This window comes from Gilvimarinus chinensis DSM 19667, from assembly GCF_000377745.1.
Lineage (GTDB): Bacteria > Pseudomonadota > Gammaproteobacteria > Pseudomonadales > Cellvibrionaceae > Gilvimarinus > Gilvimarinus chinensis.
In genome coordinates, this window is record NZ_KB898711.1 from 1 (window position 1) to 15,179 (window position 15,179).

General features: G+C 53.2%; 15 protein-coding genes and 2 tRNA genes. All 17 read right to left on the minus strand.

Translation table 11 applies throughout. The annotated features are described in order from the left end of the window. On the minus strand, positions 1–265 hold a 265-nt coding region (locus tag D568_RS0114645), incomplete at its 3' end, for a transposase (protein WP_020210355.1). 145 nt (positions 266–410) lie between these two features. Next, positions 411–824, minus strand: coding sequence for a hypothetical protein (locus D568_RS0114650; protein ID WP_020210356.1), 414 nt, complete (start codon positions 822–824; stop codon positions 411–413). Between the two features lie 57 nt (positions 825–881). Further along, positions 882–1,682 (minus strand): toll/interleukin-1 receptor domain-containing protein, encoded by an 801-nt coding sequence (locus D568_RS0114655; protein WP_020210357.1) that lies wholly within the window; start codon positions 1,680–1,682, stop codon positions 882–884. 898 nt (positions 1,683–2,580) lie between these two features. Further along, positions 2,581–3,531, minus strand: a complete 951-nt coding sequence (gene accA / locus D568_RS0114660) for an acetyl-CoA carboxylase carboxyl transferase subunit alpha (protein WP_020210358.1) — start codon at positions 3,529–3,531, stop codon at positions 2,581–2,583. A 444-nt stretch (positions 3,532–3,975) separates the two neighbouring features. After that, positions 3,976–4,064, minus strand: a tRNA-Leu gene (locus D568_RS0114665). A 47-nt stretch (positions 4,065–4,111) separates the two neighbouring features. Further along, positions 4,112–4,185: transfer RNA gene (locus D568_RS0114670), tRNA-Cys, on the minus strand. A gap of 106 nt (positions 4,186–4,291) precedes the next feature. Beyond that, the gene (gene pgsA, locus D568_RS0114675; RefSeq protein ID WP_020210359.1) at positions 4,292–4,855 is read right to left on the minus strand and encodes a CDP-diacylglycerol--glycerol-3-phosphate 3-phosphatidyltransferase; all 564 of its coding nucleotides are present in this window, start codon (positions 4,853–4,855) and stop codon (positions 4,292–4,294) included. Positions 4,856–4,927: 72 nt separating this feature from the next. Next, positions 4,928–6,754 carry an excinuclease ABC subunit UvrC gene (gene uvrC, locus D568_RS0114680; protein WP_020210360.1) on the minus strand — a complete coding sequence of 609 codons (1,827 nt, stop codon included), beginning with the start codon at positions 6,752–6,754 and terminating at the stop codon, positions 4,928–4,930. Positions 6,755–6,824: 70 nt separating this feature from the next. Next, positions 6,825–7,475, minus strand: coding sequence for a response regulator (locus D568_RS0114685; protein ID WP_020210361.1), 651 nt, complete (start codon positions 7,473–7,475; stop codon positions 6,825–6,827). 117 nt (positions 7,476–7,592) lie between these two features. Further along, positions 7,593–8,210 (minus strand): alpha-ketoglutarate-dependent dioxygenase AlkB family protein, encoded by a 618-nt coding sequence (locus D568_RS0114690; RefSeq protein WP_020210362.1) that lies wholly within the window; start codon positions 8,208–8,210, stop codon positions 7,593–7,595. Positions 8,211–8,214: 4 nt separating this feature from the next. After that, on the minus strand, positions 8,215–9,252 hold the full coding sequence (gene murB, locus D568_RS0114695) for a UDP-N-acetylmuramate dehydrogenase (protein ID WP_020210363.1): 1,038 nt from the start codon (positions 9,250–9,252) through the stop codon (positions 8,215–8,217). A gap of 14 nt (positions 9,253–9,266) precedes the next feature. Next, complete coding sequence (locus D568_RS0114700; protein WP_020210364.1) at positions 9,267–9,746, minus strand: low molecular weight protein-tyrosine-phosphatase; 480 nt, start codon at positions 9,744–9,746, stop codon at positions 9,267–9,269. Between the two features lie 5 nt (positions 9,747–9,751). Continuing rightward, positions 9,752–10,519: a 3-deoxy-manno-octulosonate cytidylyltransferase gene (gene kdsB / locus D568_RS0114705; protein ID WP_020210365.1), complete on the minus strand. Its 768-nt coding sequence runs from the start codon at positions 10,517–10,519 to the stop codon at positions 9,752–9,754. Continuing rightward, a complete protein-coding gene (gene lpxK / locus D568_RS0114710; protein ID WP_020210366.1) occupies positions 10,516–11,607 on the minus strand; it encodes a tetraacyldisaccharide 4'-kinase in 1,092 nt (363 codons plus the stop codon). The genes kdsB and lpxK overlap by 4 nt, the downstream gene beginning before the upstream one ends. A gap of 3 nt (positions 11,608–11,610) precedes the next feature. Further along, the gene (locus D568_RS0114715; RefSeq protein WP_020210367.1) at positions 11,611–12,036 is read right to left on the minus strand and encodes an ExbD/TolR family protein; all 426 of its coding nucleotides are present in this window, start codon (positions 12,034–12,036) and stop codon (positions 11,611–11,613) included. A 13-nt stretch (positions 12,037–12,049) separates the two neighbouring features. Beyond that, a complete protein-coding gene (locus D568_RS0114720; protein ID WP_020210368.1) occupies positions 12,050–12,679 on the minus strand; it encodes a MotA/TolQ/ExbB proton channel family protein in 630 nt (209 codons plus the stop codon). 107 nt (positions 12,680–12,786) lie between these two features. Further along, positions 12,787–15,102, minus strand: coding sequence for a DNA internalization-related competence protein ComEC/Rec2 (locus tag D568_RS20300; protein ID WP_051084076.1), 2,316 nt, complete (start codon positions 15,100–15,102; stop codon positions 12,787–12,789). Positions 15,103–15,179 lie beyond the last annotated feature (77 nt).

The following is a 15,179-nucleotide window of genomic DNA, read 5'->3' on the forward strand; positions in this document are numbered from 1 at the left end:
ATTCCATCTCCTCTTTTAGGCGCTTGTTCTCCCGCTTGAGCTTACGCAGCTCTTCGCTTTCGGACTTGGAATAATCTACGCCATCGATGGAGTTAAACTGTTTATCAGAGAGCCGATTGAATTGCCTCTTCCAGTTCGAGATCTGTTGTGCGCTGATCCCGAGTTCCTTGGCCACTTGAGCCTGTGTGACGCCCGGCTTTTCTGAGCGCTTAATAGCTTCTTTTCGAAATTCTTCGGTGTAATGCTGATGCTTTTTACGTGCCATTTTGGACACCTCCATATAGGGCAAATATAACTATACAGGGTGTCTACTTTTTATGGGTAACTTGGACACATAACGCCGCCAACACGCGCGTATTTTTTGTGGAGCCGCAGGCGGAACAAAAAATACGTCGCGGTGCTTGGCCTTGTTATGAGAATCCATGAACTGCACGTGCTCGCTCTAGTGCTTTCTCAAAATCTGTAGGTACAACCCACGTTTTTTCCGACATATGCCGAACCCAATCAGGATCGCCTAAATCGCTGGAGCCTATAGCGTAAAAGTGATTCAGACACTCTATACCGCAATCGGTTACCGCGAATACGCCATAAACTTCTAGAATCTCGCCATCAACTAATCCATCGGCAGCCTCTAGAACGGTACAAGTTTCCCCATCCATTTTCTGCATGATCGATAGATATACATCTGGATTTTCAATGGCGTATTTTCTTTGAGTAACGCTGAATTCGCTGCCGCAATCACTGCATACACCCTCTTTTCTTGCTACCTCGCTCAGATAGCTATCGCAGCTCCTGCAATGCTCAACGTAGTATTCTAAATTCATTTGAAACTCCTTTTCTCATAACGCCTAAAGCAGCGGCGCGTTTAGCGTCCGCTGACTTTATTTGTTAGTTGGCTTTTCAAGGTTGATACCTTTGTATTTCCTTTTCTTATACATTGGCATTGCAATTTCCATAATAAACTCAATAGGTGCTATTCCTTCGAGCTCCATTGCTATTTCTTCTGGATGCAACCCTTTATTAATAAGCATACCTATACGATCAATCATCTCCATTTTTGAAAAATCCCTATTCACATGAAAATCACTATTTCTTTTTTCTAGATATCTAATACGTTTATCGAGTGTTCTAGTGGTATAAAGAATTTCAGTTAAAATATCATCTGGGCTTCGCGTAGGTTCAAGCTCTTCAGTAGATGGGGTATTTTTTACTACCTCGTTGAACCTTTTCTCAAATTGAGGCCAGTATGATTCGAAGACCTGATCCAATATCCGGTCCTCCAAGGCGTTGTCCCCAAGCTCTTTATTTATGGTTGAAAGTAGTGACTTCATGCCTTCTTGATCTGGCATTGTATGGTTGAACTGGGCTAACGGATTTGCCAAATCGGCAGGAGTAAGATCAATAAGAAAGGTACATACTCTATTCGCGGATAGGCCTTTTGCTAAAGCACCTGACTCAAATAGTATCCAAGGATTAGATTTATTCTCTTTCGTAAGGCAAACAATACCTACCTTTGTATCTTTTAACTGGTCATTTATTTCATTAAACCAAAGAGTGCCTTTATCGATATCCTTCGAAGACACCCAAGGCTCTGAAGCTTGTAATGTACACTTAATCCAATCTCTGAGTATTTCGGCACACTCTTTACTTAGATTTTTAGACCAGCTTATAAATATATTCATTTATATTTCCTAATTCTTTGACCGTTATGGCAGGACAACTAACAGCTTATTAATGTGCGAGTTTAAAAATACGTCTGGCAATGTATCTTCCCTAGAAAATTTTTAAAAAGTACTTTCAAGCTTTTGATAAATCTCAAACTTATGGCCACTTGGCGTATTTATTTCAGTGTGTAAAGAAGCCGTCTTACTTCCACACTGGCAATGTATCACTCTTACTTGAGAGTCTTAGCTTTACGCTCTAAACAGCTGAACAGTATCGCTTTTGTTCCAGCAATATCAGCCAAACTGGAAAAACAAAGTGAGCCGGCTCACTTTCTACGGTAATACTGGCTTTGGCAACCAAAAACCAATCGCTTAGAACACGCCATAGCGTGCCTGGAAAAAGTATGGGATTTCAAAACAGAAGGGAGAAGTGCTCGCACATCAGTCCCGATGCACTGTTTACCCTACCTTTCCACTGGCCTAGCTGTGGGATTAATACGGTTAAGACAAGCCAACCAAGCCCACAAGCACTTGATGAAAATAGTGCCATAGCTTTGTCTATTCGGCAATGGGTTAGCGCTTGATGTCGTTCGACTAACGTCCGACGAATAACAGTTATTGAACTACGATAGCGCTACGAAGCGTCGCAGTTGCCCCGTTTACATCTAGGCCGAATGGAAATCGATTTTAGTGGGTAAGCAAACAGGACGTTTGCACAAGCATCATCACGCCAGGGATGGCGTGTTGATGCGGCCCGCTAAAATCGATTGGAATGAGGGAACCCGCAGGGCCAGATGTTGGGGCGCGGCTTTTGGGTACTTTTGGCCAAGACCAAAAGTACCTCGCAACGCCCGGCGACACGGGCATATAAACAAAAAAGCCCCTTAAAAAAGGGGCTTTCCAAAAAAACAAAAACTTACGGATTCCCGTAACTCATCAACCTCTCATACCGCTTCTCAAGCAACTCGTCCACCGGCACGCCCGCCAGGGTATCCAGTTGCTCGCTCAAGCGCACCTTAAGCGTTTGCGCCATGGCATCGATATCGCGATGGGCGCCGCCCAGAGGCTCGGGGATGGTCTCGTCGACAATGCCCAGCTCTTCCAGCACGGTCGAGGTTACACCCATCGCCTCGGCAGCCAGAGGCGCTTTATCAACGGTTTTCCAGATGATGTTGGCGCAGCCTTCTGGTGAGATCACAAAATAGGTGGAGTATTGCAGCATGTTCAGGTGGTCGCCCACGCCAATGGCCAGTGCGCCACCGGAAGAGCCCTCACCGATCACGGTGCAGATAATAGGAGTTTTAAGGCGCGACATAACCGCCAGGTTTTGCGCAATGGCTTCACTGATGCCGCGCTCTTCGGAGTCGATGCCCGGGTAGGCCCCGGGGGTGTCGATCAGGGTTAATACCGGCAGCTTGAAGCGCTCAGCCATTTCCATCAAACGCAGAGCTTTGCGGTAGCCTTCGGGCTTGGGCATACCAAAGTTGCGCGTTACCTTATCGTTAACACTGCGGCCCTTTTCTTCACCAATCACCATCACCGGCTTACCGTCCAATCGGGCAACGCCGCCGACAATGGCTTTGTCGTCACCGAAATGACGGTCGCCGTGCAGTTCGTCCCAGTCGGTAAAAATGCGCTTGATATAATCAGTGGTATAGGGGCGCTGAGGGTGGCGTGCTACCTGCACTACCTGCCATGAGGTCAGGTTGGAGTAGATGCTTTCGGTCAGCTTAGTGCTCTTTTCCCGCAGCTTGGTAATTTCGTCGGTAATATTTAAGTCATTATCATTGCCGACCAACTGCAGCTCTTCGATCTTACCTTCCAGCACCGCGATTGGCTGTTCAAAATCCAGATAATTGAGGTTCATAATTCCACTTGAGTTGTCAGAGCCCACCATGCCGGCAGACTCGCAATAATTTTTGGGTATTGGGACGCATAAGATACGCGAAAACAAAAACTTAGTCGACCTTTAGCGCACCCCTTAGCGTACTCCTGCCCGGCTAATCGACACTTCTTACAGTCAACGAGTCGCACAAGCCAGAAAGAGCTTTGCGCAATACGGGACAATTTAAGGGAAAGCGGATTAAGGCTAACGAACACCCGTAAACACAAAAGAAGCCAAAGAACGGAAAAGGAAAATGCTGCCCGGAACCGGAAAAATCGATCGAGAACCGATTTAGATAGCGACAACTAGCCCGCAGGGCCGAGCGCAAAGATGCGCGAGTCAATTGAGCCGGGAACCGGTTCAATTCCGACGTTCTCACTGGCACTATAGCCAACGGGGATACAGGTAAAACGAAAAAGAAAATAATGGTGCCCGGAGCCGGAATTGAACCGGCACGATCAATTAAGATCGGCAGATTTTAAGTCTGCTGTGTCTACCAATTCCACCACCCGGGCATTGGGCTGGCTGTTAAGCCAAGTTCCACAGAATGCCTGTGGAAAGATGGAGGCGCGAGCCGGAATCGAACCGGCGTAACCGGATTTGCAATCCGGGGCATAACCACTTTGCTATCGCGCCATAAAAGAGGGCGGCATTCTAGCCCAAAAAATCCGGGCTGCCTACCATTAATTCGCAAAAAATTTATTTTGTTTAAACCTAACTGCTTGATTATTAAGCGGTTAGATCAGCCTTCGTCCGATTGGCCGTTCATATCAGCCAGCAGAAACGGTTTTGCTGCCTTTAAATACAACAGCATTGACCACAAAGTTAAAGCGGCGGCGGCCACCATGGCGATAAAACCCACCCAGCGCAAAACGGGAATATCCGCAAGCAGCACAATAATAGCGATCATTTGCAGGGTGGTTTTTACCTTGCCGATGTAGGACACGGCAACGCTGGCGCGCTGACCTAATTCGGCCATCCATTCACGCAGCGCGGAAATCACAATTTCACGCCCCACAATCACAATGGCGCACACCGCAAACCAGGCGGCGGTGTGTAAGGTAACCAATAGCACCAAGGCAATCACCACCATCAATTTATCGGCCACCGGGTCGAGAAAGGCACCGAGCTTGGTGGATTGATTGAATTTACGGGCCACGTACCCGTCAGCCCAGTCGGTAATGGCGGCGGCGCTAAAAATAAGCGCTGAAACAAAGTGTGCCCATTGGAACGGCAGGAAGAACACCAACACGAACAACGGGATTAAGGCGATTCGGATTAACGTCAGCTGATTGGCCAGAGTCATAAAACAACTGCTTTATTGCATGAATGAAAACGCCGATGATACACCAGCGCGGACAAAAATAGTGCGTCTGAGTTACTCGTCGTGAAAATGGTGATAAATATCCTCAGCCAGAGCGCGGCTGATGCCGTTGGCCTTGGCCAAATCGTCGACACTGGCGCGAGCAATTTCCTGCAAGCCACCAAAGTGGCGCAACAGCTCACGCCGCTTTACCGGCCCTACCCCGGCAATGCCCTCAAGGCTTGAAGTACGGCGTTTTTTATCACGCCGGTTTTTGTGGCCGGTGATGGCAAAGCGATGGGCTTCGTCGCGAATGTGCTGAATCACATGCAGCGCGGGCGAATCGCCCCCCAGCACAATTTCCTGGCCGGTATCGGCGTTGTACAGGGTTTCAAAGCCGGGCTTACGTGTGGTGCCCTTGGCCACCCCCACCAGCAGTACACCTTTCACCCCCAACTCAGCCATAACACTGTTGGCCACCCCCAACTGCCCTTTACCGCCATCGATAAAAAGAATATCCGGCAACTTGCCCTCACCCTTTTGCAGACGAGTGTAGCGACGGGTTAAGGCTTGCTCCATGGCCGCGTAATCATCGCCCGGGGTGATGCCTTCAATATTAAAGCGACGGTAATCGGATTTAGCCGGGCCTTCTTTATCAAACACCACGCACGATGCCACGGTCAGCTCACCGCTGGAGTGGCTGATATCAAAACACTCCATGCGTGCGGGCACCTCGTCCAGCCCCAAAACATCCTGCAGGGCGAGCAAGCGGTCGGTGACGGTTTTGCGGCTGTTGATGCGGGCGATAATGTTTTGTTCGGCGGCGCGCTGCGCCATTTGTACCCACTTGGCGCGGTGGGTGCGCACCTTATGGGTGATATTCACCTTAGCGCCGCGCGCTTCGGCCAGGGCCTCGCTGAGAATGTCGGCCTCGGCAAGCTCAACACTGGTAATAATTGCAGCGGGCACTTCGCGGCCACTGCCAAGGTAAAACTGCGGCAAAAACTCACCCAGCACATCGGCGGCATTTTCGCCCAGGCCCAGTTTGGGGTAGTAACTGCGGCTGCCGAGAATGCGTCCCTGGCGAATAAACAACGTGTGCACGCAGGCATTTGCGCTTTGCAGGGCCACGGCAACAATGTCCATATCGCCACTGCCCTCTTCCACGCTCTGCTGCGCCTGCACCTGCCGCAGCGCGCCAATCTGGTCACGCAATTGGGCGGCGCGTTCAAACTCCAGCGCGGCCGATGCCGTTTCCATATCGTCGGCCAGTTCTTTTAACAGTTGCTGGTTTTTACCCAACAAGAACAGGCGCGTGTGGTGAACATCTTTGGCGTAATCTTCAGGGCTGATTAAATCCACGCAGGGGCCGGTGCAGCGATCAATCTGATACTGCAAACACGGGCGCGAACGATTTTTAAAAACGCTGTCTTCGCACTGGCGCACCTTAAAAGTCTTTTGCAAAAAGTTCAGACTATCGCGCACCGCCCCCACGTTCGGATAAGGGCCATAGTAGTCGCCGCGCTTTTTCTTCGCGCCGCGATGCAGAGCCAAGCGCGGATAAGGCTCGCCGGATGAGGCGAAAACATAGGGGTAAGATTTATCGTCCCGCAGCAATATGTTGTACGGCGGGCGGTTGGCTTTAATCAGGTTTTGTTCAAGTATCAGCGCTTCGCTTTCGCTGCCGGTAATGGTGACTTCAATACGCGCAATACGCGACACCAGCGCTTCGGTTTTGGGGGTTAAACCGGTGCGGCGAAAATAACTCGCCAGACGTTTTTTTAGGTTTTTCGCTTTACCGACATACAGAATATCACCCTTGGTATCGAACATTTGATACACACCGGGCGCCTGAGTCTGATTGGCCAAAAGTTGTTTGGAGTTAAAATGAGTCTCTGCCATGGGCGAGAGTATAACGCCAAAGCGCGCGAGTAGAACGCCCGCGCAGAGGCTTTAGCGTTTACGAGCAGATTTAAACCACCGCTTCAGGGTCCAGCAAGTCGTACTTCACCGCTAACAACGCCAGCTCAACATCGGAGTTAATGCCCAGCTTTTCAAAGATGCGGTAACGGTAGCTGTTAACGGTTTTCGGGCTGACGGAAAAGGTCGTGGCGATATCTTGCGCCTTTTGGCCCCCGGCAATCAGCATGGCGGTTTCCAGCTCGCGCTGGGACAAGCGCTCAAAGGGCGAGCGTTCACCGTCGCCACTGATATTACGCAGCGCCAGCTGCTGGGCAATGCTGCTGCTCATAAACTGACGGCCGGACATGACGGTGTCAATGGCGGTGGTAATGTCGGTAAAGCCTGTGCCCTTAGTCACATAGCCTTTGGCACCGGCTTGCAGCAAGCGCGATGGGTAGACACTGTCGTCACAGGCGGTCACCGCAATAATTTTTACCCCAGGGCGGGCGGCGAGCATTTTTCGCGTGGCCTCAAGCCCACCGATGCCGGGCATTTTTACGTCCATCAAGACCACATCAGGGGAGAGTTCCCGCGCTTTACGAACACCTTCTTCGCCACTTTTGGCGTCGCCAACCACCTCGTAGCCGCTAACGTCGTTAAGCATGCGGACGATGCCCATTCGCACCAGGTCATGATCATCTACGACCAGAATTTTTGTCACCGTACCCCCTCGGGCAAGTCATACAACCTACCCCCATACCACTGCGCAACTTAGTGCGCCCTACAATCTACTTATTGTTAATGAATATTAACAGTATTTCTTACTCGCGTGGAACCACTAACTTTTGGGGTTCACCCAACGAAAGGTCAAGTTAATGCGCGCGCCAAGGGACATTTTGGATTTGGCCAATTGATGTAACCAGTTTCTTTGCAATGGGCCACTCATCAGCAGTAAATCGCCATGGGCTAGATCCAACGCCACCGTTTCTCTATCTGCCTTATGTTTGAGGGTAAAGCGCCGTGTTTGCCCCAAGCTAACCGAGGCAATGGCCGGTTCAGGGCCCAGCTCTGGCTCATCATCACTGTGCCAGGCAACACCGTCATTGCCATCGCGATACAAATTGGCCAATACGCTGTTGTAGCGATATCCGGTGTCGGCTTCCAGACGCTCTTTAATCTCTGACAACGCAGGTGTCCAGGGTAAGGGTGTGAAGTGTGCGCCCGAATACTGATAGCGGCTTGCGGTATCCCCATACCAGGCGTTTAACCGGGGGATGCGCACGGGCTTACCGTACATACTGATGACGCTCTGCTCCCAGGCCAGTGAATCGTGCAGTGTATGCAAATACGCACTGGCCGCATCCACCGGCAACCATTCACGGTAGTACACCGCTTTACCGTCTCGGCTGATGACATCCCGCGGGCCAGCGCTGCTGAATAAATCGCTCTGACTCACGATATTAAGGTAGTGCAGAAGGGTAAATACGCGGCTCGACTTCCAGCGCTACGCCGTAGCGCTCCAGCACCGCAGCCTGAATGTGCTCAGCAAGCTCCAACACATACTGGGCACTTTGCTTACCGGGGTTGGTGAGCACCAATGCCTGCTCGCTGTGTACGGCGGCGCTGTTGCGGCTCACGCCTTTGAACCCGGCGTTATCGATTAGCCAGCCAGCGGCCAGCTTTACCTGCATTGATTCCGCATCGGGGTATCCCACTATATTGGGGTGGCGCTGTTTAAGAGTATCGAACTGCGCCTGACTGACCATGGGGTTTTTAAAAAAACTGCCCGCGTTAGGGGTATGCTCAGGTGCGGGGAGCTTCTCACGACGAATAGCACAGACAGCCTCGCTTACCTGCTGCGGGGTTATGTCAGCCTCGGGGATACCAGCCAAGCGTTCGGCCAGTGCCGGATAACCGAGCACCAGTTGCGGTGTTTTTTGCAGTTTAAAGGTAACATCGCAAATCAAGTACTGGTCTTTTAAGCGGCCTTTAAACACACTGTCGCGATACCCAAAACCGCACCCATCGGCGGTAAAGGTAACCGGTAACTGCGAAGCCAGCTCGATGGCGGTGAGTTCGGCAAACACCGACTCCAGCTCGACACCATAAGCGCCAATATTCTGAATGGGCGCTGCCCCCACCGAACCCGGAATTAACGACAAATTCTCAAGCCCATACCAGCCCATATTCAGACAGTACTGCACAAACTCGTGCCAGTTCTCTCCGGCTTGGGCACGCACCCATACCTCGGTGTCGGACTCCCCCACCAGCTCAATACCGCGCAAGTTGACGTGTACCACCAGGGCGTTCAGGTGATCGGTAAGTACCACATTACTGCCGCCGCCTAAGGGCACAATTGGCAGTTTTTGTTCTTTGGCAACGCCGATGGCTTCAACTATGTCTTCACGGCTGGCAACGCTGACGTAAGCGCGGGTGGTTACCGGCGACGCGAGAGTGTTAAAACGGGCGAGATTAAATTCGGGCAGAATCAGGGGCATAACGTAAGTTGAGATTAATCCAGATGTCGCTTGCGAATATCCTCGAGCAAGCCGACCGAGGCCTGCTCGACCAAGTCCAGCACATGCTCAAACCCTTCCGCCCCACCATAGTAGGGGTCGGGCACTTCACGCTCTGCGGCATCAGCGGCAAAGTCCAGAAAAAGTGCCAGGGTACCAGTGTAATGGGCCGGGCGGAGCGCTTTTAAGTCCATCAGGTTGGATTCATCCATGGCGAGAACATAGTCAAAGGCCTCAAAGTCAGCGGCATCCACCTGGCGTGCCCGAAGGCTTGAGATATTGATACCCCGCTCGGCGGCAGCGGCAATGGCCCGCGTATCTGGCGCCTTGCCCACATGCCAGGCTGCCGTACCGGCAGAATCAGTGGCAACCTCATCCACCAACTGCTGCTTTGCCAGCTCAGCGCGAAACAAGCCCTCGGCCGTCGGTGAGCGGCAAATATTGCCCAGACAGACAAACAGTACTTTTACCGGCATGGTGATTACTCCTTACTCGCGAGCTGGGCGCGTACACGGTCAAGATCCGCTTGTGTATCTACCCCGCCCGGCACGGCGCGGCAGGCTTCCGCCAGATGAATACGCTCACCGTAGGCCAGTACCCGTAACTGTTCCAACGACTCAATGTGCTCTAACGCCGCCGGTGGCCAGTTTACAAAACGGTTTAACAGTGACACCCGATAAGCGTACAGCCCGATATGACGACGGGCGGCAAAACCGGTTGGCAAAGGCTGATCGGTTAGCACCTCGGCATCGTCACGGGGCCAGGGAATAGGTGCGCGGGAAAAATACAGCGCCAACCCGGTTTGATCCGCCACCGCTTTGACGATATTCGGGTCGCGAAAGTCGCGGTAGCTTGCCAGTGGTTCGCACAGGGTAGCGACGCTGGCAGTTTGGTTTGCCGCGAGATTATGCGCGACCTGATCGATCACCTCGGCGGGAATGAGTGGTTCATCCCCCTGCACATTCACCACAATCTCGTCATCGGCCAAATTCAGTTTTGCCGCCACTTCCTGCAGCCGATCGGTACCTGAAACATGGTCGTCGCGGGTCATGACCACCTCACCGCCAAAGCTCTCTACCGCCTCGGCAACCCGTGCATCATCGGTGGCCACCAGGACCCGCGAGGCAGAGCTTTTACTCGCCGCTTGGTAAACGTGTTCAATCATGGGCCGACCGGCAATGTCGGCCAGGGGTTTCCCCGGTAGACGGCTGGAGCCGAAGCGGGCGGGAATAACAACCAGGTAACTCATGAATCTGTGTCGCTCTTTATGGGTGATGGCTTAGTGGATGGTGGCCGCTGATCGGACGCTTGCGCAGGGCGCAAGTTATCCAGGGCGGCGTCCAGCTGCGGCCAAAAACGTTTATCCAGTACCGCATCAACTTCCAGCGCCAACCAATCGGGTTTGGCAAAGGCCTGACACTTTACCGCATCTTTACTGGTCATCACGATGGGCAGCGGTGTTTTAAAGGTAAAGTTGGCGGGGGTGAACTGATGGTGATCCCGGTAAATATGACACTCGGGGCGCAACCCCAAACGGGTTAAGGTATCGAAAAAGCGCTGCGGATTACCGATGCCCGCCACCGCGTGTACCGCCGAGCCCGACGGAATGGCATCCAGCGGCAGCGGTGTTAAGTCCCCTACCCGGTACCAGTGCAAAGGCTGCAAACGCATATTAAAACTGTGCACCTCGGCGGGTAAAGCCGGGGCGGTGTCGCCCTGCAGCTGGGTTTGGTTGGCAATGACAAAATCCACCTGGCGCAGGCGCGAGGCACTTTCGCGCAGTGGCCCCACCGGCAGGCAAAAGCCATTGCCCATACCTCGGGCAGCATCCAACACCGCAATTTCGATATCGCGCCCCAAACGGTAGTGCTGCAAACCGTCGTCCGCGAGAATTAAATCGCAGCCCGAGCGCAGCAACGTTTGCGCCGCCGCCACGCGGTTGGCGTCGATGCATACGGCGCAGCCGGTGGCGCGCCAAATGGACAGCGGCTCATCCCCGGCCTGGTGGGCGGTGGATGCGGCGGAAATTACATAGGGATACTCGGGCGCCTGCGAGCCGTAACCCCGGCTCACCACGCCAACGGTGTAGCCGCGTTTTTGCAGGTGCTTAACCAGCGCGATAATCACCGGGGTTTTGCCGGTGCCGCCCACCGATAAATTACCGACAATAATCACCGGCACCGACAGGCGCGTTTGGCAAAAGCGCTCCAGCCACCAGCGGCGGACTTTACTGACGAGATAAAACAAACCCGCCAGCGGCAGCAACCAGTAGACCCAGCGCTTACCTTCATACCAGGCACTCAGCCAGCGGGTTTCACGCGCGGCGTTATCAGACATAGATTATTCGGCTTTGCCCTCGGGGCGACGGGTGGTAATGCTTAAATTGACAAACCCCATCTGGCCTGCGGCGTCCATCACGCGCACCACGGCCTCGTGAGGGGCCTTGGCATCGGCGGTAATAATCAACGGCTGGTCGGTGTTGTCGCCTGCAAGCTCGGTAATGGCCGCTTTTAAGGTGGCCGACTGGTTATTCACCAGTGATTTACCGTCGATGGCGTAAGTGCCTTCGACACTGACAACAATTTCCAAAGGCTCGGGGGTGTCAGGCGAAGCCTCACCCACTGCCTCAGGCAGGTCAATTTCCAGGTGGGTTTCTTTGGTGAAGGTGGTGGACACCATAAAAAAGATCAGCAGCAAAAACACCACATCAATCAGTGGGGTTAAGTTAATGCTGTCTTCTTCGCGCGACTGTCTACGAAACTGCACGGGCTGCCCTCACCTAGCGCTTGGCTTTTACATCGACACGGCGGTCGCTGTGTAAGGCATCCACCAGTTTGATGGCCTCTTCTTCCATGGTTACCACCAGGTAGTCAATGTGGCGCTGGAAATAACGGTGCACAATCATGGCGGGAATGGCCACACACAAACCGGCAGCCGTGGTAATCAAAGCCTGAGAAATACCGCCCGCCAAAACACCGGCATTACCCGAACCTTTGATCATAATGGCGTTAAACACTTCAATCATGCCGAACACGGTACCCAGCAGCCCCAGCAGCGGCGTTACCGCAGCGATCGTGCCCAGCACGCCGACAAAACGCTCCAGATCGTGAACCACCTTACTGGCGGCTTCCTCAATGGAGTCTTTCATAATCTCGCGTCCGTAACGCGAATTGGATAACCCGGCCGAAAGAATTTCGCCCAAAGGCGAAGACTGTTTCAACTCTTTTAAACGCTCGGCGTTAAGATCGTTGTTTTTAATCCAGCCCCATACCTGGGCCAACAGATGACGCGGTGCAATCTTATTAGGATTTAAACTCCAGTAGCGCTCGGCGCTGATTGCCAGTACGGCGACTGAACACAAAATAATCGGCAGCATTAACCAACCGCCAGCGGCAATCACTTCAAACACACACTCATCCTCTTCTGACAGGCTTTTTATGGATCACGAAAAGCGCATAAGCCTACCACAGACCTTTGTCATTGGGTGAGCGCGAGCGGTATTAACTGTGACGAAGCTCAATCACGCCAGTAGCGTTTGCGCTTTGATCGCCACAAGATAACCGTATCGGCACCCGATTCAGAAAAGCGAATGTCTATTGCACCGGAATGGGCCGTGTTTAAAAGTGTACTGCCCTCACTTTGATAGCGGGTAACGACATCTGGATGCGGGTGGCCGTGGCGATTGTTATAACCGGCTGAAAATATCACCGTCTTTGGGGTTAATTTACTCACCCAAGGCCAGCTGGATGACGAGGCACTGCCGTGATGAGGTGCGAGTAAGACGCTCACCTTGTCAAGCTCCTTCAGCAGCGACGCTTCAACGCGCTTTTCGATATCCCCCGGCAACACTATGGTTTTATCGCGCCACTGTATTCGCAGCACACAGGAGGCGTTATTCCCCTCGGCATAGCCCTGCCCCGGCACACCAATAAACTCAAACTGCACCTCACCCCACTGCCAACCGGGCGCGCTGTGACAGCTAATGGGATTGGGGCCATCCAAGCTTTGCAGCGCCTCCCCTGTGTATAGCTGCTCTACGGGCAAAGCATCCATTAACCCGTTTAGTCCGCCCGCGTGATCACTGTGTGAGTGAGAAACCACCAGCGCATCTATGCCATCCCGGCCTTCGGCCAGTAAAAAAGGCGCAACAATATCGGCGCCGGCATTGAAACCTTCGCCAAACCAGGGCCCGGTGTCGTACACCAGCGTTTTGTCCGGTGTTATCACCACCACGGCCAACCCCTGCCCCACGTCCAACACCACCAAGCGCAACGGCGATGGTGGTACTGGCGGCAAAGTGCAGGCCGTGATGAGTAACACCCAGCCTAAGGGCCGAAACCGCAACGGTGCGGGCAGCAATAAAGTCACACAAGCGAAAACCAAAAGCCAAGGCGCCAAGCCCTGCAAGTAAATTCCGGTTTGCGCCGGTACCTGCAGATAATCAGCGGCATTCACGATCCCATGCAACCACCACCAAAGCAGGTTCAGCCCCTGATCGGCCATATACAGAGAAGCGGCAGCAAGCGCAGGAAAAAGAAAAGACAAAAGCGCGGCGGCAAACAACCAGGGCACCACCCAAAGACTCACCAACGTAATGGCAACAATATTCGCCAGTGGCGAAATAATCGACCAGTGATGAAAAAACAGCGCCAAGGGCGCCAGCAGCGCAACAAAGGCCACCCATTGCGGCCGCCACAGCAGTTGCCACCAGCGGCTTTTGCGCAGGCTTAGCACACCACTAAAAACCATCACTAACGCCCCCACCGCCAGAAAGGACAACCAAAAGCCCGCATCGAACACGCTGAGTGGCTCAAGGGTTAACACCAGCGTCGCCGCCAGCAGTAATATGACCGCAGCGCCAACCAGCCGCCCGGTGCATCTGGCGGCGTAAAACAACAACAGCATTGCCAGAGCGCGCTGGGTGGGCAGCGCAAAGCCCGCGAGCGCCGCATAAGCCCAGGCCGATAACGCACCCAACAGCATTGCGGTGACAACGGCGGGTATTGAGACAAACAGCACCAGCACACGCCCCAGCAACATCCCCAAGGCGTAACCCAGGCCTGCGGCAAGGCCGATATGCAAACCCGAAATAGCAATTAAATGGCTGGTGCCGGTGGCCCGAAACAGCTGCCACTGAGCGTCGGTGATCAGATCGCGCTCGCCCAATAACAAGGCGCGCAGCACCGCTGGATTTTGTGGCTGGCGGTCGATCAGCCACTGCCGCAAGGCCGTGCGAATACTGTTGTCACTGCCTGAAGCCAGCAGCGCCTGGCGACCATCACTGCGCACATAGCCGGTGGCCCCCACCCCCCGGCGCAGCTGCCACAAGCGATAATCAAACCCAACCGGATTAATAAAGCTGCGAGGGCGCTTGAGCCTTACATTGACGGTAATGGTATCGCCAGCCTGCAACTGACGCGCCCAGGGTGGTGCGCCGTACCAGCTTAGCTGGATTCGCGGTGGCAGCTCGGCTTGAGTTGCGTCGGGCGTTGAGAGATTCATCTGGGGCGTTAGTAAAAAGCGCAATCGACGCTCATCGCTGACATCAATGTCCGTCACAGCCCCTTCAACCTGAATGTCCTGCCCGATTAACGCGTCAGGCAGCAGCTGCGCCACCAATTGTTGGCCGTAGTAAGTGGACCAGACAAATGCGACGCTAAACCCCAGAGATAACATCGCCGCGTGTTGGATAACCCGCTTACGACATACCTGGCTAATGCCGAGCGAGCACACACCGCATAGAAATGGAGCCCATAGAGGTATCAGGCTAGGAAGAAAACCGGGCAACACCAAGCCGAAAAGCACGGCCAGCAGTAGGCACAGTACAATCATCCTTAACCCTGTTTATCCTTTAGCCGTTTTTATGGTGACATTGAAGCCCACGCCGTTTGCAAAAGTGTAGCAGTTCG

Coding starts and splice junctions, on each gene's coding strand:
- murB (WP_020210363.1), bottom strand. CDS start 9,252: ATGCCCCTGATTCTGCCCGAATTTAATCTCGCCCGTTTTAACACTCTC.
- accA (WP_020210358.1), bottom strand. CDS start 3,531: ATGAACCTCAATTATCTGGATTTTGAACAGCCAATCGCGGTGCTGGAA.
- D568_RS0114655 (WP_020210357.1), bottom strand. CDS start 1,682: ATGAATATATTTATAAGCTGGTCTAAAAATCTAAGTAAAGAGTGTGCC.
- D568_RS0114700 (WP_020210364.1), bottom strand. CDS start 9,746: ATGCCGGTAAAAGTACTGTTTGTCTGTCTGGGCAATATTTGCCGCTCA.
- pgsA (WP_020210359.1), bottom strand. CDS start 4,855: ATGACTCTGGCCAATCAGCTGACGTTAATCCGAATCGCCTTAATCCCG.
- uvrC (WP_020210360.1), bottom strand. CDS start 6,754: ATGGCAGAGACTCATTTTAACTCCAAACAACTTTTGGCCAATCAGACT.
- D568_RS20300 (WP_051084076.1), bottom strand. CDS start 15,102: ATGATTGTACTGTGCCTACTGCTGGCCGTGCTTTTCGGCTTGGTGTTG.
- kdsB (WP_020210365.1), bottom strand. CDS start 10,519: ATGAGTTACCTGGTTGTTATTCCCGCCCGCTTCGGCTCCAGCCGTCTA.
- D568_RS0114650 (WP_020210356.1), bottom strand. CDS start 824: ATGAATTTAGAATACTACGTTGAGCATTGCAGGAGCTGCGATAGCTAT.
- lpxK (WP_020210366.1), bottom strand. CDS start 11,607: ATGTCTGATAACGCCGCGCGTGAAACCCGCTGGCTGAGTGCCTGGTAT.